Genomic DNA, 20,666 nt, shown 5'->3' on the forward strand with positions numbered 1-20,666 from the left:
AGCCTTTATGGCTGCTTTTTTTTACACTGTATTACCGCCCTCATACTTATCTATTGCGTAACTCTCTCTACGTTTTCACTATCGTTATAATGAAATAAATATCCCCTATAAGAAATAATATCATTAGTATCCAACAATAAATCACCTTACATACATGATTACGACATAATGACTAAATAATCATTTCATGAAAATAGTCAAATATGCAATTTAAGACATTTTTATACCTTTAAATGCTAATGCACATTTTACGTTTGCTTATTGTTAAATAAAATCATCAAAAACCCATTCTATAACCTACCAAATCGTTAAAAATTAAACAATTAAGTAACATAATGCTTTTTTTTTACATTTTACTTGCATAAGATATCGTGGTGAGTAGTATATAAATTAAGTGACAATTAATGCAGTATTAGAGCATGAGTATTCAAGTAAGTAATATCAATAAATTTTACGGCCAAAACCAAGTACTGCATGATGTGAGCTTTACTTGTAACACTGGCGAAACCCTCGTTTTATTAGGTCCTAGTGGTGCGGGAAAAAGCTCACTACTTCGCGTTTTAAATCTTCTTGAAAATGCAGCCAATGGTGAATTAACCATTGCTGAAAATGTGTTTGATTTTTCTAAGCCAATTTCAGAACAAAAAGGTTTAGCTTTAAGACGTAAAGTAGGCATGGTGTTTCAACAATATAATCTTTGGCCACACAAAACAGTGATCGAAAATTTAACCGAAGCACCTATAAAAGTATTAGGCGTAGATAAAGCGACCGCTAAACAACAAGCACTGGATATTTTGACACAATTGCATCTCGCAGATAAAGCAGACGCATGGCCATTACAACTCTCTGGTGGACAACAGCAACGGGTTGCGATTGCTCGTGCATTAATGATGAAGCCTGACGTGTTGTTATTTGATGAACCAACCGCGGCACTTGATCCAGAGATCACCAGTCAAATCGTTAAGATCATCAAAGATCTCAGTGGTACAGGAATAACCCAAGTTGTTGTTACCCACGAAGTAGATTTTGCAAAAAAAATTGCAAGTCACATTTTATACATGGAAAACGGTCGCGTTGTTGAACATGGTAGCCATGCCTCTTTCGTTACCCCAAAAACCACCCAATTTGCAGAATACCTTAACCATTAATAGGTGTCCTTTTTAAAGCCGCGTAGATAGAACTACGTAATAAACCGCATGGAGTATAGCGATGAAGAAAATTTTATTAGCCGCAATGATTGGTCTAGCATCTGGTCACGCAATTGCACAAGATCTTAAATTTGCCACTGAAGCTACTTACGCACCGTTTGAATACATGGATGCGAACAATCAAATTCAAGGCTTTGATATTGATATCGCTAAAGCATTATGTTCAGAAATGAAAGCAACCTGTACCTTCCATAATCAAGCATTTGATAGTTTAATTCCTGCGCTTAAATTCAAGCGTTATGATGCCGCTATTTCAGCGATGGACATTACCGAGGCACGTCAACAACAAGTCAGTTTTAGTAATACCTATTATGACAATGCCGCCGCGTTTGTATCATTAAAAGGCCATGTTACCGATCAAGCGGCATTAAACGGTAAGCGTGTGGGTGTTCAAAATGGTTCAACTCACCAGAGCTATATTACCGATCAAATGCCAGCAGTTACTGCTGTGCCTTATACCAGCTATCAAGATGCATTTATTGATATGCAAAATGGCCGTATTGATGCGGTATTCGGTGATACAGCAGTTGTGGCTGAATGGTTTAAAAAAGGTAATGGTGACAAACTTTCTTATGTCGGTAAGCCAGTGACTAATGCTAAATATTTTGGTAATGGTTTTGGTATTGCGGTAAATAAAGATAACCAAGCATTAGTAAAACAATTCAATAAAGCGCTGGCAGCTATAAAAGCAAATGGTCAGTACCAAGCAATCTTTGAACAGTATTTTGGTAAGTAAGTTATGATATTAACGGGATATTCACAATCCCTGCTAGAAGCCAGCTGGATGACAATCCAGCTCGCTTTTGTCAGTTTAGCGGTAGGGTTAGTTTTAGCGATGTTATTTGCAGTCGGCGAAATGTCACGTTATCGTGCTATCGCTTGGCCAACAACATTTATCGTGACTATCCTTCGTGGTCTGCCTGAACTATTAGTAGTACTTTTTATTTTTTTTGGTTCAGGCCAAATTATTTATTACATCACTGGCGAATTTATTGAAATTAGCCCTTTTTTATCGGGTGTTATTGCGTTATCACTGATTTTTGCATCATACGCTGCTCAAACGATACGGGGGGCATTAAAAGCCGTCCCTAAAGGTCAACAAGAAGCAGCCAATGCTCTGGGTATCAGTAAACAACGCACTTTTTTCAGTATTATTTTACCGCAAGCTGTTCGCCATGCATTACCTGGGTTAACCAACCAATGGCTAGTATTATTAAAAGATACCGCTCTAGTTTCGTTAATTGGTGTTACTGATCTATTAAAACAAGCCCAGTTAGCATCTGCAGCCACCCATGAAAGTTTCACTTGGTATGCTACAGCTGCGGCAATATATTTAATCATTACCTTAATTACTCAACGCATTATTAAAATAATCGAAAAGAAATTCAGCGAGCAAGATGGCTCTAATGGTATAACAAATAAAAGCCAAGGAACGATCGCATGAATGAACAAAATTTTTGGCTGATGGTACAAGGGTTAATTACTAGCCTTGAATTAACCGCTGCATCTTTATTTGTCGGCTGTAGTTTAGCTTTATTAATGACGGCAAGTTTAATATTACGTACTCCAATTATTCATTGGATAAGTCGCGGTATTATTACCCTATTTACAGGCACACCATTATTAGTACAAATATTCTTAGTCTATTATGGTCCGGGGCAATTTGAGGTTATTCGTCAAAGCTTCTTATGGGATTGGTTAAGCCAGCCGTGGTTTTGTGCAATGCTTGCATTAGCATTAAATACTGCGGCTTATAGTACTCAGTTATTTAAAGGTACGTTTGATGCAATACCTAAAGGTCAGTGGCATGCTTGTCGAGCATTAGGCATGAATACTAAAGCAACCCTCGGAGTATTATTACCTTTTGCTATTCGTCGTGCTGTGCCTGCCTATTCAAATGAAGTTATTTTAGTATTTAAAGGTACATCACTCGCAAGTACGATCACGATTATGGACATTATGGGTTATGCACAACGCATTAACGCTCAGACCTATGACACTTTAACCGTATTTGCAGTTGCTGGTGCATTTTATCTGACAGTTAATGGATTACTAACACTCGTTTTCCGTGTATTTGAGAAAAAAGCACTCGCATTTGAAACAGCACGTTAACGGTATTATTACCAATAATTCAGCCAATTAAAAAGCCGACATTATGTCGGCTTTTTAATCACTGGATATATAAATATATATCATAAATTAATGACTTAGTTTGGCATTAATCTTTAATACCATTTGTGAATTAGTATTTTGTACTACGTCAATTCTATTCTCTTTAATATGAGAAAATTGCGATAATAATAACGCAAGTTCGTCTTTCATGAGTTGTAGATGACGTGACGTTCTATGGCGGGTAATTTCGCTGACAAGCCTTTGCTTTGCTTGTGATGCAGTTGCTACCTTCTCAGACTTCTTTGAGCGAAAGAAGAAATTCATCGTTAATATCCTTATTATTTATGACTCCTTATAAAGTATTAGATTATGCCTAAAAATGCTATCAAATAGTTTAATATTTATGACCTTGTTATAATAAAGTATCCACTATAGAACTATTTACTCTATAAATTATGCCAATCTCCTTTCAAAAAAATCCTCTTATTACATTATCAACGATATATAGACTCAAACAAAAGGCGCTACTTTATCAATAATAATACCTTGAACCGTTGATTAATTAACTATGCCACTTCAATCAATCGCTATATTGAATTTTGTTCTTTCGGACTAAAGCGCACCGTAAGGCCATGCTCTTTATCTTTATCATCATCAATAACAGTGAGGAATAAACACGGTATGCCCATCGCAGCCATAAACCAAAATACATTAATATCACTGTGATGGTAAATCCACCCACAAGCAGCAGAGACTAATGCCAATGCAAATCCAGCCGGAATCGCATGGTAAAGAGCTTGTAGCCCCATATAATTATGGCATTTATTCTCTTCAACATAACGAACTGACGATAAAATCGTACCTGAAAAAGTAATACCATGCAGAATCTGACACACAATAAGCACTGGTAATTCTGTTGAGTAAGCCATTAACGCCCAACGGATAACAACAGAAATCGCTGCTAATTTAAATAATGACTTAACCTGCCAATTAGAAAACGCTTTACGGCTAATGAAATAGAAAACAATGACAGAAATTGTTGATAGGCTCCATAAATAACCGATAACTTCTGTGCTATATCCAGCATCTTTCCAATAAATAGCGCTAAAGAAATAATAACCACCATGGCTACCCTCAAGTAATGAGGCGACTAAAATAAATACTAAGGTTTTCTTATCACATAACACTTTAATAATATTAATTTTATCTGTTTTTTTATGATTACATTTCATTGGCACTGATGGTTTAATCATTGTGCCTAAGAACGTAACAAATAAGCCCAACGCACCTAAAATAGGCACAGCCGAAATACCCCAGTGTGTAGTAATTAATCCCATTGATGCTGATGCGACAGTCAAAGCAACCGCTCCCCACAAACGGGTATAACCATAATCTAACTGTCTATCTGCTGCATAATGATTTGAAATAGCATCTGATATTGCGACCGCAGGTCCAATAGCTAAATTAAACAAAATAATCAAAATAGCGAGGGCCCAGAAATTTGCTTTTAATTCACCAATGTAAATAAAAGAAATAAAGCCTAAAACACCAAGAAACATTGACCATCGAAGTGCTGGGATTAAGTGCTCAACCTTATGAAAAAGTGGTGTCAGCGTAAAATTGATAATGCAACGAGAAGTTAACCCTAATCCAACCAACATGCCAATATCAGCATCCGTTATCCCTAACTTTTCTAACCATAATCCTCTAAAAGGTAAATAAACACCGTAAGCAAAAAAAAACGTAAACTGGTAAATGGACATCCATATCGCAGGTCGACATTGAAACATAAAATAAGCAACTCTTCTTTAGAATATTAAACAATCACCCCAACAGTAACGTAAATTATTATCATTTACATATGGCAATTTTGAGTAATATCCTATTCATCATTAAAAATAAAATTGTCACAACCTCGTCTATTTTTCGTTTTTTTATTTAAAAACATTTAAATGCAGCCCTGACAGTCCTACTTTTAAGAATCAACACCCCACTGTTTTATCAATCTAACATTCCAAAAAAACATCACATCTTCTATCTTTAAAGAGCATTTTTTAACCACCTACACTTTTACTAACAACCGTAATGATAAAAGTGAGTATCAGTAATGACAAAAAACTTACGCGTAAAATTACGACTTATTCTCTATACGCTACTCTTTCCGATAACAGCGTTCGCAACAGAAGTGGTCGCTGAAACACAATTTTCACTAGGAAAGGAAAAGGCTATCGTGTGTATGACCTGTCATGGGGTTGACGGCATTTCCACAATCGATACCTACCCCAATTTACAAGGGCAAAAGCAGGCCTATTTTATCGCAGCCCTTAAAGCCTATAAGTTGCGTCAGCGTAATGATGGGTTAGCTATTCTCATGCATGCCCAAGCTGATGTTCTGAGCGATAAAGACATGCAGGATATTGCATTTTATTTTAATCAAGTGAAGTCAACCCCTGTAAAAAGTGATGATTAATATCAGCATTATTGGTTGACATAAATAGGTGTGATTAGTTTTTTGATATCACTTTTTTGACCAATAACACAGTCAAAGGTTTTTGGAATGGATATTCAATACAATTATAAAGTGGTTAAATACTTCATGGTCACCAGTGTTATTTGGGGACTCATCGCAATGACGATTGGAGTAATATTAGCCGGGCAACTTTATTGGCCAGCGCTGAATTTAAACTCAGAATATTTTCAATTTGGTCGCTTACGTCCATTACACACCAATGGTGTTATTTTTGGCTTTGTGGTTAATATTCTAATGGGTACTTCTCTTTATATTGTGCAACGCACCTGTAAAGTACCCTTGTTTAATCACAGTTTATCTTGGTTTGTTTATTATGGTTGGCAACTGGTATTAATACTGGCTGTGATCACCCTTCCGCTTGGTTTTACCACCTCAAAAGAATATGCAGAACTTGAATGGCCAATTGATATTTTAATTGCGGTTATTTGGGTACTTTATGCCATTTTATTTTTTGGCACTATCGCTAAAAGAACGGTCTCCCATATCTTTGTCGCTAATTGGTTTTATGGCGCTTTTATTATCGTGATTGCGATGATTTTTATTGTCAATAATCTTGAGTTACCGGTCACTTTTTGGAAGTCATACTCAATTTATTCCGGCGCGGAAGATGCAATCGTACAATGGTGGTGGGGCCATAATGCGGTCGGCTTTCTTCTTACCGCAGGTATTATCGGCATGAACTACTACTTCATTCCTAAAATATCTGAACGGCCTATTTATTCTTATCGCTTATCCGTGATTCATTTCTGGGGTTTAGTTGGCTTTTATACGTGGGCAGGAACACACCATCTTATTTATTCATCAGTGCCCGATTGGTTACAAAACCTTGGGATAGTTATGTCGTTGATTTTATGGTTGCCATCATGGGGTGGTGCGTTTAATAGCATTATGACCTTGCTCAACAATAAACCAAAACTCAAACATGATTATATTATGTGGTTCTTTTTCTCTGCCATCGTTTACTACGCTTTAGCCACTTTTGAAGGCCCTTTGCTGGCAATTCGATGGTTTAACATGATTGCCCACAACACTGATTGGATCATTGGGCATGTACATTCAGCCGCGCTGGGTTGGGTTGGCATGTCAGCTATTGCGGTCTTTTATTACTTTATTCCGCGGCTTTGGGGCCACCAGCAATTATGGTCAAATCGCTTGGTTAAATGGCATTTTTGGTTTGCTCATATAGGCATTCTCATTTATGCCGTCGCCCTGTGGATTGCAGGTATTGGTCAAGGTTATATGTGGTTACAGCAAGAACCTAATGGCAGCTTAACCTATAGCTTTGTGGATGCGATGAATTTTTCTTCGCCATGGATGCTCGCGCGTTTCATTGGCGGTGTCAGCTTTGTGCTGGGTTTATTATTAATGATATATAACCTTTACCGCACGCTTAAACAGCCCTTAGCAGCAGTGTCCTCAACCGAGGAGGTCAATGACCATGCTAAATAAAGATTTCACGCAATCGGTGTTTATTCTCATTATTTCCACCGTTATTGTTGCCAGTTTTTCCTTTTTAGTTTGGGTATTACCGGCTTTTTTTTATCAAGATAAATTGATTGCGGAGTCGAGTGCAAAACCCCTCACCGCACTCGAAGTCGAAGGACGTGATATCTACATCAGTGAAGGTTGCCACACTTGCCATACAATGATGGTGCGACCCTTAGATGCCGAAGTAAAGCGTTATGGCCGTTATAGCCGCGAAAGCGATGATATTTATGAGTTTCCAAACCTGTGGGGTTCTAAACGTACTGGTCCCGATCTCACTAATCTTGGGCGAAAATACTCTGATGAGTGGCATGCTATCCATCTTAATAATCCTCGCCATGTCGTACCCACATCAATTATGCCCGCTTACCCGTGGTTATTTGAACAAGTGCTTGATGGTGAAGATACAGAAGACAAACTCAAAGCATTACGCATGCTAGGCGTACCTTATAACGTTCGAGAAATACAACAAGCTCGTCTGGCAGTTAAAGGCAGCACCAAAGCCGAAGCACTGATTGCCTATTTACAAAGTTTGGGACAAGATCAGGGAATACAGCAATGAACACTTTCTGGAGTAACTGGGTTATTGTATTAACCTTAGTCTTTCTGATTTTTATGCTTATCGTTGTCGTGTATTACTGGCGAAAAAATCATACTGCCGATAAAAATAAAACAGTTGATAGCTTTGATAATATTAAAGAAAATGATGCAGCAGTACCTAAATTGTTACTGTTTTCCTATTTTATCGCTTTTGTATTCGCGGCGGGCTTTTTCGTGCTTTATCCTGGTTTAGGTAATTGGCAAGGGCTGATGGACTGGAAATCAACCAGTGAAGCGACTCAACCTCACTCTACCGACTTAAAAAAGCAAATCGCCCAAGCGAAGCTAAGTGGAAGTTCATACCAACAACTCAGTCAAGATGCAACGATCGTCAGTGCTGGTGACGCACTGTTTCAAACCCATTGTGCAGCCTGTCATTTAAGTGAAGCTGAAGGCCAAACACATTTTCCTAATCTGTCTGATGATGTATGGCTTTATGGTGGTACTGATAAAGACATTCATTATTCTATTACTAAAGGTCGAAATGGCGTAATGGCTGGTTGGAAAACCATTTTATCCGCCGAAGAGATTGATCATGTCGCTACCTATATTGCCTCTTTGCAAGCTGATCGTATTATTTCTGCTCCCGCTTTTGCATTACAACAAGGGAAAACGGTATTTAATAATAACTGCACCAGTTGCCATGGCAGTAATGCGCAAGGTAATCAACTGCTCGGTGCACCCAATTTAGCCGATAATATCTGGCTTCATAATGGCAGCATTGAGGGTATTACTCATACCATTAATAATGGCTTAAATAACGTTATGCCTGCGTTTGCCAACCAACTTTCAGATACTGAAATTCAAGCACTTGGCGCTTATATTCGCCATCAATATACCGTTCACGCCAATAAAGTCGCTCAATTAGATAAAGCGTTAATCACTAAAGGCCAATATTTAGCCTATGCGGGTGATTGTGTTGCTTGCCATACCGGTGAAGGGGGGGAGTTATTTGGCGGAGGATTAGGCTTTGTCACACCGTTTGGCACCATGTATTCAACCAATATATCATCACACCCTGAATTTGGGATTGGCACTTACACCTATTCGGAGTTTTATGATGCGCTGCATAAAGGTAAGGGGAAACACGGCTATCTCTACCCTGCTATGCCTTACTCTTCTTATCAATATGTGACAGATGCTGACACGCAAGCATTATGGGCATACATGCAATCACTCAATTACGTTAACACCCGTAATCGTGACAATCAGATGATGTTTCCTAGTAATATTCGCTTAGGTTTACTCGGTTGGAACATCGCCTTTCTTAATACCGACCCACTTGAATATCCTGCTGATAGCACTGAATCTTGGCGTCGCGGTAAATATTTAACCATGGGACTAGGCCACTGCTCTGAATGTCATACTCCAAGAAATATTGCCCAAGCTTTAATTGCCGATAAACTGTTTCAAGGTAACTTAATTGATGGCTGGATGGCGCCTGATATTACCGCCACAGAGCTTTATCAAGATCGCTGGAGTATTAGCTCACTGACTGATTTTCTAAAAACAGGTCATTCAGAAAAAGGGACTGCGTTTGGTGGCATGGCCGAAGTGGTAAAAAACAGTACCCGCTATTTAACCCGTGAAGATGTCAGTGCTATTGCTGAATATCTCATTACTGGCGATAAATATAACGTCCTTGATAAATCTGTTGGACAACTCAATCCTCCCGGTTTTGGTGATTTAATTCCGGCACAAGTTAATGTTCAGAATCCTGATTTGAGCGAGTCATCAACCGTACCAACACCAGAAACACTAAAACAAGAGCAACAACTTTATGGACTGTATATTCAAACATGTGGTGCTTGCCATGGTCCTGATGGTAAAGGTCGTGTAGGCATAGCTCCTACTCTGCTTAATAACGGCATAATTATGCATAAAGACCCTTATGACACTATTGCTGTCACCATTCGTGGCCTTACCCCAAACTATTTAGAACAAGAAATAGATTTCATGCCAATGAGCAGCTTTAACACCGTATTAAATGATGCCGATTTAGCACAATTAATTACCTTTGTACGTCAGAAATTAGGCGGCAGAGACATTCCCGTCACAGAAGCTCAAGTCACCAAAATTCGTAAAGATCTTATCAAAGCGGGATTTGCTGGCAATATTCACAATCTGACTCAGCCTATGAATAATACCCCTGAATAACGGAATAATATGCAACAGTAAAAAGAAAACATCTAGCTAACCGATTGAAACAACGATCAGTTAACGGACTTGATTGAATTTAAACCTATTACACATTTAAGCATGTTTTTTATTGCTTGTGGAAAATATCTAGGTATAGTCGAATCTTAATCCTTTGAGTAGAGGCGCGCTGCCTAAGAGTATTCGGTTGGAGGGAGATCCCCAATGAAAACCGAGGAAAGGAGTCAGCGCCGAAGTGATTATTGAGTCATCAATAGTCGCTGGTTTTGCATTTAAGAAATGCAAAACTGCCATAGTTATTTTTTGTCTATGGAGCGCTACCCTGAGGGATAAGAAGTATTATTTCTCAAGAAATCTGTTTCTCTATCCTTTCGGTAGATCTCCACCTTATTATAGGTGTTTAAGAGATCCATGAATCTAATCCAATATTCTGATTCCCTGTTATCAGTGGTACCTGCACTACTGGCAGTTATTCTTGCAATTACTACCCGCCGCGTTTTGTTATCTTTAGGCGCAGGTATTATTGCAGGATCAATCCTTCTAAATAATTACAACCCACTCGCAGCACTACAATATCTTTTACATCAAATTCTTGGCTTAGTTTGGGCTGATGGCGCTATCAACACCAGTAACGTTAACATGTTGTTATTTATGTTATTACTCGGTGGTTTGATCAGCTTAATGACCGCAACAGGTGCAACTAAGGCATTTGCTGAATGGGGTGTTCGCCGCTGTAAGGATCGTCGTAGCGCGAATATCTTAACCGGTATGATGGTGTTTGCTTTTTTCATTGATGACTTCTTCCACAGCTTATCTGTGGGCCCTATTTGTCGTCCAGTGACTGATCGCTTTCAAATTTCACGTGCAAAGTTGGCTTACTTGCTCGATTCAACGGCAGCACCTGTATGTGTAATTACCCCTATTTCATCATGGGGTGCTTATATCATTGCTATCCTTGGCGGCATTTTAGTCACTAACGATATTACTGAAACAAGCCCTATTTCATTGTTCGTACAAATGATTCCAATGAACCTGTACGCAGTGTTTACCTTATTGATGGTACTTGTGGTTATCACATTCCAACTTGATATTGGCCCGATGCGCAAGCATGAAGAGCGTGCACGTGAAGGTCAACTTTGGGATGAATCAAAAGGTCATCCCAAAGGACTAGAAATCACCACCGAAGGTGAAGGTAATGGCACCATGATTGATATGGTATTGCCTATTCTAACACTGACTGTTTCTAGCGTTGTGTTTATGATTATCAGTGGTGCTGACGTATTAGCCGCTAAAGGTCTGGCATTTAGCTTAATTGGCTCAATTGAACATACTGATGTCGGTTCATCATTAGTGTATGCAGCGTTATGTAGCCTTGCAGTATCTATCATATTGGCACTGCGCTTAAAACTACCACTAAAGACATGGTTAACAGCAGCACCTCAAGGTGTTCAAGCAATGATGCCTGCTATTATCATTCTGTTATTTGCATGGACTATTGGTACTGTTGTTAGCGACATGCAAACAGGTCAATACTTAGCATCATTAACGAAATATGGTTTACCTGTTGAATTACTGCCTGCATTAGTATTCTTACTTTCATGTGGCATGTCTTTTGCGACCGGTACTAGCTGGGGTACATTTGGTATCATGCTGCCATTAGCGGGTGATATGGCGATTGCAAGTGACGTGAACCTATTAATGCCGATGCTATCAGCAGTATTAGCAGGTTCAGTATTTGGTGATCACAGTTCACCGATTTCAAGCACCAGTATTTTGTCTGCAACAGGCGCTGGTAGTCATCATATGGATCACGTAATGACTCAGTTACCGTATGCATTAACGGTCGCGTTTGGTGCTTTCCTTGGCTACCTTGCAATGGGTATTACTGGCTCAACGATTATGGGTATCGCAGTAAGTGCCGTATGGTTCGTCGGTTGCTGTGTTTACCATGTACGCCAAGATAAGAAACAACAACAATTAGTGACGGCTACTAATTAAAAACAACCGTTATTAACGATAATCCCCGTTCGTTTTCGTGCTTATTTGATTTATTCTATAGCACGAAACTGCGGGGATTTTTTGATCAGGAGATAAACAAATGGAATATTTACACACTATGGTACGTGTCAGTGATTTGAATGCCTCACTGGACTTTTACTGCAATAAATTAGGGTTAATTGAAACAAATAGAAAAGAAAGTGAACGTGGGCGTTTTACGCTGGTCTTTTTAGCCGCGCCAGCTCAAGCAGAAGCGGCAACCCAGACTCAATCGCCACTGCTAGAATTAACCTACAATTGGGATACCGAAGCTTATAACGGCGGTCGCAATTTTGGTCATCTTGCTTTCCGTGTTGATGATATTTACCAATTGTGCCAACAGTTACAAGACAATGGCGTTATTATTAATCGTCCACCACGTGATGGTCACATGGCCTTTGTCCGTTCACCGGATGGTATTTCAATTGAATTACTGCAAAAAGGTGAGCCGCTATCCCCTGCTGAGCCGTGGATTTCACAAGCTAACATTGGCGAATGGTAAGATTTACCCCATTCGCCCGCCACAGGTATTACTACTATGCCTGTGGCAAAACTGAATAACATAACCGCTATAAAACGATAATACCTAAATTACTCAACAGCTGTTCTTGCTGCCAATCGGTAATTTGTACCCCTTCTAAAGAGACTCGGCGCACATCAACATCGTCTAAATCGACATGACATAAATTAGCCTCTTTAAATATAGCCTGTTGCCATTGCTCACTTGAAAACTCTCCGCGACTTAAGTCAGAGCCTTTAAATGATACGCCAGTTAACGTAGCTCCACGCCAGCGGTTTTCAAATAACTCACATTTTTCTAGCATTACACTCTCGAAATTGGCATAACTTAAATCACAGCCAGAAATAAATGCCGAACAAAAGAAAGTGCTTTGAGTAATGTAATTAGCAAATGAGGCATAATAAAAATCAGCACCTTTAAGGTTACATTGACGCAATTCAACCCCGAAACATTGGCCATTACGGAAATTTGCCATCGCTAGATTACAGCCTTTAAAACTGGCATCTTTTAGCTTCGCATACGCAAAACTACACCCTTCTGTTTCCCCTGCCTCAATAAAGTTACAATCAATAAAACAAGCATCGGTTAAATTGGCGCGTGAAAAATCACAGCGGTAAAACTGACACTGTTCAAAGGTTGCTTCGCTTAAATCTTGATGCGTAAAAACTTCGCCATCAAATTGTTTTTTTGTAACATGCATCAATCATTACTCTATATAGATATAAAACCTTAGGTCTATATTAATAATAAAAAACCATCGATTACCAGTAAAAAAAGTAGTGCGATTATTGTTTTTTTAGTTTTATTTAAATCGCCACACAAGCGAGACGTAACACCTCTCACACCCTTTATTTTATCGTAATCACATGCCTGATTTGTTTTTTTACATACGTGCTACTATCGCAATATAAACCCTCTTAAAATTGACATAAAAAAACAGCCGCTGTTATTGATAGACTCTCAATAATAGCGGCTGTTTTTTCATTCAAATAAGCGGTCAAATAGCGACCAGTTATAATGAATTAATTTTTTACATCACAATTTGAAACGGCATTAGTTGTCTTATCTACAGACTCAACAGAATAAGTATTTTTTAAACTGCGGAAGACTTTTGCGGTATAAATGTCATTATTTTCAATTGAAAATGTCACGTTGTAATTCATACCAGCAACAACTTGTTGAGTAACATGTAATACATTTTTTAACTGATGATCACCAGCAATGTCTTTTACAGCCGCTTGTGCAGCAGCCGTTACTTCAGGTGTGATCTCACCTTGCTGCCAACCACCAGTAATTGCTTGAGCATAATCACAACCCGTTTTCACCGTTGCCTCTTTCGTCGTTTTAATATCTTGTGCACTACACGCCACTAACGCTAATGAACCCAAAGCAACCACTAGAAGTTTCTTATTCATAACTTTTCCTTTTTATAGTAGACGTGTTTATAACAACATAAAAACAGTGTTTATTGCAAATTTAATTGAAGAAATAAAAAAATATGCAAATTTACACAACGTATTTACGATAAGATTGCTGATTGATATCTTCTATCTCAACACTGAGTGCAATATCAGAATTAAACATAGCAGCAATATGGTGCAATAATACTTCTGATAGCATATCTTTTTGTTGTTCCGTACGGCCCGGCAATATTCTTAACGTAATATGCACAAATGGCTTTTCGTTAGTTCCGGTACGATAAAGCTCATAAGGAATAAGCCGAGTTTTAATGTCTTCTTCTTCAAAAATGCCTGAGCTAAAAACAGAAAAATGTGTGGTTGTCATTAGCTCATTTAAATCAATTTGAGTTTCTAAATCTTTTGCATATTCGACGATACAATGCGGCATGTTGTTGATCCCTATTCAGTACGATTAATACTTTTGACGGTAGCACACAATAAATATCGTAACTGCCTAACATCACTAATATTAGTTCACTAAATTGGGTTTTAATTATCAATGTATCAATCTGTGATCAATGCCTTGCTTTAATGATACATTTTGATGCTAACCAATCACTTCAAACTTATCGTAAGTAAGACGAGCTTGACCATCAGCTTGAAGTTGCCATACCTCTTTATGCACGACACCAAATGCTTTATTCATTGTCCAATCAGCCATCAAAATATAACCCGTGTCATTATCTGATTGCCATACCATATTGGTGTAATTAACATCTTTAAAACCTTGATCAATAATATTCTGCCAAAATGCTTGAATCGCTTTACGGCCTTCAAAAACACCAAAGGGTTGTGCTTCCATAATGGCATCTTCTGCATATTGAGCAGCACAACCAGCAGCATCTTGATGATTAAAGGCGATTTTCCAAGCTGAAATTCCATCTTGAGCACGTACTAAAACTGACTGAGTCATCTTCATTTTCCTGTCATTACTGAATATGTGATCATACTAGAAGTAAAATTAACACTGAAAAACAGATTAATAAGAAATAACTGTTCTGTATAATCGAACAATAAACAAAGGGAATGCTAATGAATAAGCTACGTTTAATGTCTATTTTTGTTGAAGTGGTAGAGTGCGGTTCAATCTCCAAAGCTGCAGAAAAACTTGAATTGTCTAAATCGGTAATCAGTTTGGCTCTTAAACAATTAGAGCAGGAATTGCACCTTTGCCTGCTCAAACGCACCACTCGAAAACAGACATTAACAACTGCTGGAAGCCGTTTTTACCTTCAGTGCGCGCAAATGACCCAACAAGCAGAAGCTGCATGGTTAGAAGCCTCTGAATTTACAAAAATTCCATCAGGAATACTAACGGTGACAGCACCCCATGCATTAATGGGATCAATTGTTGTGCCCGCTCTAACAATGGCATTCAGTGATTATACTGCCGTAAGTTTGAATTTCATCAGTGATGATGAGCATGTGGATATTGTTCAGCAGAATATTGACTTGGCAGTTCGTGTTGGCGTATCAAAAAACTCTAATCTTAAACAACGTAAGATCGGGCAGTTTAGTGATGTGCTTTGTCATTCAAAAACGATGATGATAGATGCACAATCAGTGCCTTATATTGCACAACATTGGCAAACAGAACCTATAATGCAATTGTTTTGCTGCCAGCAGCAGCAGCAAAAAATTCAATACCAAATAAAGCACCGCGCTAATACGTTATTTGATGTTGTAAGCCTATTAGAAATGGGACTAGGAGTCGGTGTTGTACCTGATTTTATACTTAAACAAAATCAACGTCTTCAACCTGCAACAGACGCTTTACCGTCGATAGCCAATCCAATTTATGTTTTACACCCATATCAAACACATGTTCCTTTAACCGTAACATTAGCGATTGCGGCCATTGAAAAGAAAATAAATGAAATCGTGACGAATCAGTGATTTTCTTACCATATTTTCATATTTTGGACAGAATTCATGAGCATATCTTGGACTGAGCATATCTTGGACAGCCATATATTTTAGCATATCTTGAACAGCCAAACCTTTTGACTCTTAAATAGCGCCCCAACATAGCATATCTTGGAAAGATATCTTGGACAGCCAAATATTTAAATTCTTAAATAGAGCCCCTAAAAAATAAACCATTCCACCAACAACAGACTCTTTTACTATAAAAATTGCAGCCTATTATTTAAATTTTTTCGTTAAATCTGTTCTATTCCCATATCTCAGGATCGCCAATACCCACAATCCTGACGGTTCTTGCAGTATTTTTATCTGATTATAAGAAGCGTATTTAATTAGGATGTAACTGGTGACTCGCAGACTTTCCTTTGCACCACTGCCCACCAATACGTTGTTTGAAAGCACACATTTGTGACCATTTACCACTTACATTGGCATAACGCTCCATAAATTGTTCACTATGCTCAATCCAAGCATCTGCTGTTATTCCTAATTGTTGCAACATCTTTGGTTGGTTAGATCCAATAAAGCCTTTTTTGTCATTTCGAATACACCGACCAGTCCAGTCAATCAGTTCGAGATAATCGGTAAAAGCAAAATTTATTCCGGCTTTTTTAGTTTTATGCTCACCACTAACAAAGGGTAATAATTGAAAGTGACCTTTATTTGATGGTGATCGTTTAGCGGAAGTTTTCAGCTGCTGATATTCACGAATGCGCTGCTGAATCGAGGTAAAATCAGACTGTTCTAGTGACGGTGTAACACCAGCCCTGATCGGGTTTAAATCAACATACATCATGCACGATAATAATGCTTGTTCATCTAGTAATGCTTGAGATTTAAACCGCCCTTCCCAAAAAGCCCCTTTGCATTGATCTTCTTTATTGGCTTTTCGGGCTATTTCTTCATTAAGACAACGCATAAACCAGCTAATGCTACCTAATCGTTGTTGCCATTCAGCCACTAAATTTGATAATGCTTGTTGTTTATCCGAGCCGATTTGCCCCTCTTTTAAGAAATCCACTGCAATAGGATGACCATTAAATAACTGTAACCAACGCGATATTACCTCTTCAGGGGTTAACTTTTGTTGTTGCTCGGTATCTATTTTTAGCACCAAATGATAATGGTTACTCATCACAGCATAAGCACAAACATCAATACAAAACACAGCTGCTAATTGTTTGATTTTATTTACTATCCAACCTCGACGATGGTGATAGTTTTTACCGTTATACGGATCGTCCCCACATAAATACGCACGACGTACGCAGCGATTAATCACATGATAAAAAGGGGTAATTTGAGGCTCTATCAATTTCCGTCTTGAGATTGTCATTAGTTTCACCATAAGCAACTTGAAGCTTAACTATAGTAGCTCATGGTTGATGTGCAATGTTATGGCTGTCCAATGTTTTTGTAACAAATACTTTCAATGCTTCAATTGAAAAATCAGAGACTTCCATTTATACCCTTAAACTAGATAAAACACATAACAACTTACCAAAATTCGTTCTTTAAACACACTACAATATTCATCCCGCAATAATACAAAAAGCATTATAAATCAGATACATTTTTAGTTATGAATCCCGATAGTAATCACAAAATCGGGCGATTGCCGTTTAGTTTTCCATATCTATACCATTCAAGATTCCTGCGCGCGGATAATAGATTCCCTATCGCCCTCGCGGGCATTCACTGTAGGGAATGACGGGGGTTGGCTTACATGTCGCGGCAGATAATTATAGTGACGAATAAGTGATTTATAGCCACGTAAATAATACAAGCCACCCTCGCCACTACCCTGCTTTTCATATTACAAAAACCAATTAAACAATCTTTACGCCTGTTGCCATTAAGCGTTCTGGAGTTAACAGTACACTTTCAGATTCATCATCTGTTTCAGCACATAGCAACATGCACTCTGATGTTTCACCGCGCATCTTGGCTTTGGCTAAATTACACAGCACCACCACTTGCTTACCTAACAATTGCTCTTCAGTATAATAAGGTACTAAGCTTGTTACCGTTTGGAGCTTAGTCTCACCTACTTCAATTTGAACAATATACAATTTATCGGCATTTTCATGGCGAACAACATCAATGATCTTTCCAACACGAATATCTAATTTGGCAAAATCTGCGTATGAAATGGTGTCCATGGAATCTCCTTCAGGCTTAATAGTCCATTAAGCACATTAATAATTGCTATACATACACGCATAGAGTGTTAACGTTTACATTACCAATTAAACATTGATTTACAAACCATATCATTCCGAATTAGTTAGCTATATCACACCGTTAAATTGCCTTATTTACACAACCGTAGTTTAATAGCTAGAACAGTAAAGAGGTGATCATGGCAACAATCAAAGATGTGGCGAAACTCGCCGAAGTATCTGTCGCAACCGTATCAAGGGTGATCAATAAATCCCCTAAAGCAAGTGAAGCTGCGATTAAGGCAGTAACGCAAGCGATGCAAACACTTGGCTATCGTCCCAATGCCAATGCACGCGCACTGGTGAGCCAATCAACCAATACTATTGGCGTCTTAGTCGGTGACGTGTCGGATCCTTTCTTTGGCGCAATGATCAAATCGATCGACAATATTGCCCGTCAACATGGCAAGTATTTATTGATCGGTAATGGTTATCATAATGCAGATAGCGAACGTGAAGTGATCGAGCTATTGATCAATAACCGTTGCGATACGCTTATTATTCATAGTAAGAGTTTGTCTAATGCCGAATTAATTGCTTTTGCGAAAGAAGTGCCAGGAATGGTGCTGATTAACCGTTTTATTGCAGAAATTGCCGAGCGTTGTATTGCACTTGATAATCACCGTGGATCATATTTAGCGACTGAGTTCCTGATTAAAAATGGCCACCAGCATATTGGTTATATTTGTTCAAATCACGATATTGAAGATACTGAACAGCGTAAGCAAGGTTATTTAGATGCATTACAAGCATACCAATTAACTGCCCCACAAAGTTATATTGAGTACGGTACGCCAGATGAAGATGGTGGTGAAATGGCGATGACCAACCTTCTCGCCAAAAACCTGCCAATAACGGCTATTGCTGCTTATAACGATTATATGGCTGCTGGCTGTTTATCTGTACTTGAAGACAATGGATTAACTATTCCCACTCAAATGTCATTAATTGGGTTTGATGATGGTTTAATTGCTAAGTATCTCCATCCTAAACTGACAACAGTACGCTACCCGATTCAAATAATGGCAGAACAAGCGACTCAATTGGCTTTTCAGTTAGCCACAGCAGCAAAACAATCTATGCCGCAGGTAGCAGAACCAGATTCAAGTATTACCCATACGTTTGTACCCACATTGGTTAAACGATTATCCGTGGTAGAACATCAGTAATGTAGATCATGTCAGTCGATTAAGCATAAAGAAACGACCATACAAGTGACACTGTCACCTGTATGGTCGTCTTGTGTATTTAGCTTCGATTAGCTTGATCAGAAAGTGAACACTTTATCAGCAGCAAGCGTCCATTCGGCTAAATCATCTAAGGTGGCAATAACAGCATCTTCAATTAATGGTAACGCTGTTAATCCACGTGCAGCACAACAGGTTTTACAGAGCTTAACTTCACTACCTTGGGCTAAAACAATTTCAACCATTTGTTGAATATCATAACCCTCAGAAGGTGATTGTTTTGCCAAGGCACAGGTTACGGCATCAGACATTAAAAAGATTTTCACCGCAACAGGTTCAGCTTCTTGCTCATTGAGTTTGATCGCTAAACGAAGTGCGTTGAATGGTCGTTCAGATCCATAAGGAGCATCATTAATTATCATTAGTATGGTTTGCATTATTATCTTACTCTCTATGAAATTTCGACCACTGTTTTACCATGAAACTGGTTTTCAGTAGTCATTTATGAATGTAAACCACACCTAATGTCTATTTTTTATTCTCAAGCGGTATTTTTTGTAATTTTAAACTTTTAACTACTGCAATAATTTGGCACATTAACGCCCTCAACGAGCAATTGTATGTTAAATGCAGTTGCCATAACCTAACCGTCATTTACAGTGAGCATTCAATGAGCCATCGCCTCCAACTAACTTCTGCCCCATCAGTGCTGTTTTTATTTGGCTTATCGGGTGCTGGAAAGTCATTTGTCGGTGACGTAATTGGCGCACATCACGATTGGTTTGTTTATCATGCTGATGATGATCTTACTGATGAGATGCGTCAGATTATTGCAGCTAAGCAGCCGTTTACCGAAGAGATGCGAGATAAATTTTTCTGCCGTATCGTTGATAAAATTAACCATTATCGTGCTATTTATCCTCATCTGGTCATTACTCAGGGTGCTTATAAAAGAAAGCATCGTGACTACATTCGTCAGCAGATTAATAATCTAGAAATGATTTATGTGACAACGTCAGATATGTTGATTCACCAACGCTTAGAATATCGTATCAACGGCATATCGAATGCCAGTGCTGAGGCAATTAAACATATTTTTGAAGTGCCCGACGAGAGCGTTAAGAAATTACATAACGTCGACGGTAAAGAAGAAATTATCCAGCAACTTAATGCGTTTTATAATAAATAAGCACCAATAAAAAACCCACAACGCTAAGATTGT

22 protein-coding genes and 1 riboswitch are annotated in these 20,666 nt (G+C 38.5%); of the genes, 13 read left to right on the forward strand and 9 right to left on the reverse strand.

The features are described from left to right. Positions 1 to 419 precede the first annotated feature (419 nt). The 4 genes from artP to artM all read left to right on the forward strand — a co-directional run bounded on the left by artP (position 420) and on the right by artM (position 3,320). A complete protein-coding gene (gene artP / locus BTO21_RS06190) occupies positions 420 to 1,148 on the forward strand; it encodes an arginine ABC transporter ATP-binding protein ArtP (protein ID WP_065193819.1) in 729 nt (242 codons plus the stop codon). A 61-nt stretch (positions 1,149 to 1,209) separates the two neighbouring features. Beyond that, positions 1,210 to 1,944 carry a lysine/arginine/ornithine ABC transporter substrate-binding protein gene (locus BTO21_RS06195; RefSeq protein ID WP_045032507.1) on the forward strand — a complete coding sequence of 245 codons (735 nt, stop codon included), beginning with the start codon at positions 1,210 to 1,212 and terminating at the stop codon, positions 1,942 to 1,944. A 3-nt stretch (positions 1,945 to 1,947) separates the two neighbouring features. After that, entirely contained in the window at positions 1,948 to 2,652 is a 705-nt protein-coding gene (artQ, locus tag BTO21_RS06200; RefSeq protein ID WP_045032509.1) for an arginine ABC transporter permease ArtQ, read from the forward strand. Continuing rightward, entirely contained in the window at positions 2,649 to 3,320 is a 672-nt protein-coding gene (gene artM, locus BTO21_RS06205) for an arginine ABC transporter permease ArtM (RefSeq protein WP_045032511.1), read from the forward strand. Before artQ ends, artM begins: the two co-directional genes overlap by 4 nt. A gap of 87 nt (positions 3,321 to 3,407) precedes the next feature. Here artM and BTO21_RS06210 read toward each other — a convergent pair whose 3' ends face one another. Both BTO21_RS06210 and BTO21_RS06215 read right to left on the reverse strand, forming a co-directional pair. Next, complete coding sequence (locus BTO21_RS06210; protein ID WP_045032513.1) at positions 3,408 to 3,644, reverse strand: hypothetical protein; 237 nt, start codon at positions 3,642 to 3,644, stop codon at positions 3,408 to 3,410. Between the two features lie 263 nt (positions 3,645 to 3,907). After that, positions 3,908 to 5,110 (reverse strand): 3-phenylpropionate MFS transporter, encoded by a 1,203-nt coding sequence (locus tag BTO21_RS06215; protein ID WP_045032515.1) that lies wholly within the window; start codon positions 5,108 to 5,110, stop codon positions 3,908 to 3,910. 317 nt (positions 5,111 to 5,427) lie between these two features. Here BTO21_RS06215 and BTO21_RS06220 point away from each other — a divergent pair, with 317 nt between their 5' ends. The 6 genes from BTO21_RS06220 (at position 5,428) to BTO21_RS06245 (ending at position 12,631) form a co-directional block, all read left to right on the forward strand. Then, on the forward strand, positions 5,428 to 5,790 hold the full coding sequence (locus tag BTO21_RS06220; protein ID WP_045032517.1) for a c-type cytochrome: 363 nt from the start codon (positions 5,428 to 5,430) through the stop codon (positions 5,788 to 5,790). An 87-nt stretch (positions 5,791 to 5,877) separates the two neighbouring features. Further along, positions 5,878 to 7,299 (forward strand): cytochrome-c oxidase, cbb3-type subunit I, encoded by a 1,422-nt coding sequence (gene ccoN, locus BTO21_RS06225; protein ID WP_045032519.1) that lies wholly within the window; start codon positions 5,878 to 5,880, stop codon positions 7,297 to 7,299. After that, positions 7,289 to 7,897: a cytochrome-c oxidase, cbb3-type subunit II gene (gene ccoO, locus BTO21_RS06230; RefSeq protein ID WP_045032537.1), complete on the forward strand. Its 609-nt coding sequence runs from the start codon at positions 7,289 to 7,291 to the stop codon at positions 7,895 to 7,897. Before ccoN ends, ccoO begins: the two co-directional genes overlap by 11 nt. Continuing rightward, positions 7,894 to 10,092, forward strand: coding sequence for a cytochrome-c oxidase, cbb3-type subunit III (gene ccoP / locus BTO21_RS06235; protein WP_045032521.1), 2,199 nt, complete (start codon positions 7,894 to 7,896; stop codon positions 10,090 to 10,092). Before ccoO ends, ccoP begins: the two co-directional genes overlap by 4 nt. Positions 10,093 to 10,243: 151 nt before the next feature. Next, a riboswitch (Lysine riboswitch) is annotated at positions 10,244 to 10,420 on the forward strand. Positions 10,421 to 10,503: 83 nt separating this feature from the next. After that, positions 10,504 to 12,090: a Na+/H+ antiporter NhaC family protein gene (locus BTO21_RS06240; protein WP_045032523.1), complete on the forward strand. Its 1,587-nt coding sequence runs from the start codon at positions 10,504 to 10,506 to the stop codon at positions 12,088 to 12,090. A 100-nt stretch (positions 12,091 to 12,190) separates the two neighbouring features. After that, positions 12,191 to 12,631, forward strand: coding sequence for a VOC family protein (locus BTO21_RS06245; protein WP_045032525.1), 441 nt, complete (start codon positions 12,191 to 12,193; stop codon positions 12,629 to 12,631). A 67-nt stretch (positions 12,632 to 12,698) separates the two neighbouring features. Here BTO21_RS06245 and BTO21_RS06250 read toward each other — a convergent pair whose 3' ends face one another. The 4 genes from BTO21_RS06250 to BTO21_RS06265 all read right to left on the reverse strand — a co-directional run bounded on the left by BTO21_RS06250 (position 12,699) and on the right by BTO21_RS06265 (position 15,022). After that, positions 12,699 to 13,349, reverse strand: coding sequence for a Qnr family pentapeptide repeat protein (locus BTO21_RS06250; protein ID WP_045032527.1), 651 nt, complete (start codon positions 13,347 to 13,349; stop codon positions 12,699 to 12,701). Between the two features lie 322 nt (positions 13,350 to 13,671). Beyond that, positions 13,672 to 14,064: a cystatin domain-containing protein gene (locus BTO21_RS06255; protein ID WP_045032529.1), complete on the reverse strand. Its 393-nt coding sequence runs from the start codon at positions 14,062 to 14,064 to the stop codon at positions 13,672 to 13,674. Positions 14,065 to 14,155: 91 nt separating this feature from the next. Beyond that, entirely contained in the window at positions 14,156 to 14,497 is a 342-nt protein-coding gene (locus BTO21_RS06260; RefSeq protein WP_045032530.1) for a 5-carboxymethyl-2-hydroxymuconate Delta-isomerase, read from the reverse strand. A gap of 159 nt (positions 14,498 to 14,656) precedes the next feature. After that, positions 14,657 to 15,022, reverse strand: coding sequence for a YybH family protein (locus BTO21_RS06265; protein WP_045032532.1), 366 nt, complete (start codon positions 15,020 to 15,022; stop codon positions 14,657 to 14,659). 119 nt (positions 15,023 to 15,141) lie between these two features. Between BTO21_RS06265 and BTO21_RS06270 the strand changes: the two genes are divergently transcribed. Next, a complete protein-coding gene (locus BTO21_RS06270; RefSeq protein ID WP_045032534.1) occupies positions 15,142 to 16,005 on the forward strand; it encodes a LysR family transcriptional regulator in 864 nt (287 codons plus the stop codon). Between the two features lie 358 nt (positions 16,006 to 16,363). On the opposite strand, the gene BTO21_RS06275 is transcribed toward BTO21_RS06270, so the two are convergent. Further along, positions 16,364 to 17,371: a transposase gene (locus BTO21_RS06275; RefSeq protein WP_105026731.1), complete on the reverse strand. Its 1,008-nt coding sequence runs from the start codon at positions 17,369 to 17,371 to the stop codon at positions 16,364 to 16,366. Positions 17,372 to 17,864: 493 nt separating this feature from the next. Further along, complete coding sequence (locus BTO21_RS06280) at positions 17,865 to 18,197, reverse strand: tRNA-binding protein (RefSeq protein WP_045030631.1); 333 nt, start codon at positions 18,195 to 18,197, stop codon at positions 17,865 to 17,867. A 200-nt stretch (positions 18,198 to 18,397) separates the two neighbouring features. Between BTO21_RS06280 and BTO21_RS06285 the strand changes: the two genes are divergently transcribed. After that, a complete protein-coding gene (locus BTO21_RS06285) occupies positions 18,398 to 19,426 on the forward strand; it encodes a substrate-binding domain-containing protein (RefSeq protein ID WP_045030628.1) in 1,029 nt (342 codons plus the stop codon). A 98-nt stretch (positions 19,427 to 19,524) separates the two neighbouring features. Here BTO21_RS06285 and BTO21_RS06290 read toward each other — a convergent pair whose 3' ends face one another. Further along, a complete protein-coding gene (locus tag BTO21_RS06290) occupies positions 19,525 to 19,881 on the reverse strand; it encodes a DsrE/DsrF/TusD sulfur relay family protein (protein WP_045030626.1) in 357 nt (118 codons plus the stop codon). Positions 19,882 to 20,114: 233 nt separating this feature from the next. Here BTO21_RS06290 and BTO21_RS06295 point away from each other — a divergent pair, with 233 nt between their 5' ends. Continuing rightward, positions 20,115 to 20,633, forward strand: a complete 519-nt coding sequence (locus tag BTO21_RS06295; RefSeq protein WP_045030620.1) for an AAA family ATPase — start codon at positions 20,115 to 20,117, stop codon at positions 20,631 to 20,633. The last annotated feature ends 33 nt before the right edge of the window (positions 20,634 to 20,666 follow it).

It is taken from the genome of Photobacterium phosphoreum, assembly GCF_002954725.1.
Lineage (GTDB): Bacteria > Pseudomonadota > Gammaproteobacteria > Enterobacterales > Vibrionaceae > Photobacterium > Photobacterium phosphoreum.

What these genes read in the sequence shown, in the direction of transcription:
- BTO21_RS06240 (WP_045032523.1), top strand. Translation starts at nt 10,504, where the DNA reads ATGAATCTAATCCAATATTCTGATTCCCTGTTATCAGTGGTACCTGCA.
- BTO21_RS06220 (WP_045032517.1), top strand. Translation starts at nt 5,428, where the DNA reads ATGACAAAAAACTTACGCGTAAAATTACGACTTATTCTCTATACGCTA.
- BTO21_RS06295 (WP_045030620.1), top strand. Translation starts at nt 20,115, where the DNA reads ATGAGCCATCGCCTCCAACTAACTTCTGCCCCATCAGTGCTGTTTTTA.
- BTO21_RS06280 (WP_045030631.1), bottom strand. Translation starts at nt 18,197, where the DNA reads ATGGACACCATTTCATACGCAGATTTTGCCAAATTAGATATTCGTGTT.
- ccoN (WP_045032519.1), top strand. Translation starts at nt 5,878, where the DNA reads ATGGATATTCAATACAATTATAAAGTGGTTAAATACTTCATGGTCACC.
- BTO21_RS06210 (WP_045032513.1), bottom strand. Translation starts at nt 3,644, where the DNA reads ATGAATTTCTTCTTTCGCTCAAAGAAGTCTGAGAAGGTAGCAACTGCA.
- BTO21_RS06195 (WP_045032507.1), top strand. Translation starts at nt 1,210, where the DNA reads ATGAAGAAAATTTTATTAGCCGCAATGATTGGTCTAGCATCTGGTCAC.
- artP (WP_065193819.1), top strand. Translation starts at nt 420, where the DNA reads ATGAGTATTCAAGTAAGTAATATCAATAAATTTTACGGCCAAAACCAA.
- artQ (WP_045032509.1), top strand. Translation starts at nt 1,948, where the DNA reads ATGATATTAACGGGATATTCACAATCCCTGCTAGAAGCCAGCTGGATG.
- BTO21_RS06270 (WP_045032534.1), top strand. Translation starts at nt 15,142, where the DNA reads ATGAATAAGCTACGTTTAATGTCTATTTTTGTTGAAGTGGTAGAGTGC.
- artM (WP_045032511.1), top strand. Translation starts at nt 2,649, where the DNA reads ATGAATGAACAAAATTTTTGGCTGATGGTACAAGGGTTAATTACTAGC.
- BTO21_RS06215 (WP_045032515.1), bottom strand. Translation starts at nt 5,110, where the DNA reads ATGTTTCAATGTCGACCTGCGATATGGATGTCCATTTACCAGTTTACG.
- BTO21_RS06290 (WP_045030626.1), bottom strand. Translation starts at nt 19,881, where the DNA reads ATGCAAACCATACTAATGATAATTAATGATGCTCCTTATGGATCTGAA.
- BTO21_RS06250 (WP_045032527.1), bottom strand. Translation starts at nt 13,349, where the DNA reads ATGCATGTTACAAAAAAACAATTTGATGGCGAAGTTTTTACGCATCAA.
- ccoO (WP_045032537.1), top strand. Translation starts at nt 7,289, where the DNA reads ATGCTAAATAAAGATTTCACGCAATCGGTGTTTATTCTCATTATTTCC.
- BTO21_RS06265 (WP_045032532.1), bottom strand. Translation starts at nt 15,022, where the DNA reads ATGACTCAGTCAGTTTTAGTACGTGCTCAAGATGGAATTTCAGCTTGG.
- BTO21_RS06260 (WP_045032530.1), bottom strand. Translation starts at nt 14,497, where the DNA reads ATGCCGCATTGTATCGTCGAATATGCAAAAGATTTAGAAACTCAAATT.
- BTO21_RS06255 (WP_045032529.1), bottom strand. Translation starts at nt 14,064, where the DNA reads ATGAATAAGAAACTTCTAGTGGTTGCTTTGGGTTCATTAGCGTTAGTG.
- ccoP (WP_045032521.1), top strand. Translation starts at nt 7,894, where the DNA reads ATGAACACTTTCTGGAGTAACTGGGTTATTGTATTAACCTTAGTCTTT.
- BTO21_RS06285 (WP_045030628.1), top strand. Translation starts at nt 18,398, where the DNA reads ATGGCAACAATCAAAGATGTGGCGAAACTCGCCGAAGTATCTGTCGCA.
- BTO21_RS06245 (WP_045032525.1), top strand. Translation starts at nt 12,191, where the DNA reads ATGGAATATTTACACACTATGGTACGTGTCAGTGATTTGAATGCCTCA.
- BTO21_RS06275 (WP_105026731.1), bottom strand. Translation starts at nt 17,371, where the DNA reads ATGACAATCTCAAGACGGAAATTGATAGAGCCTCAAATTACCCCTTTT.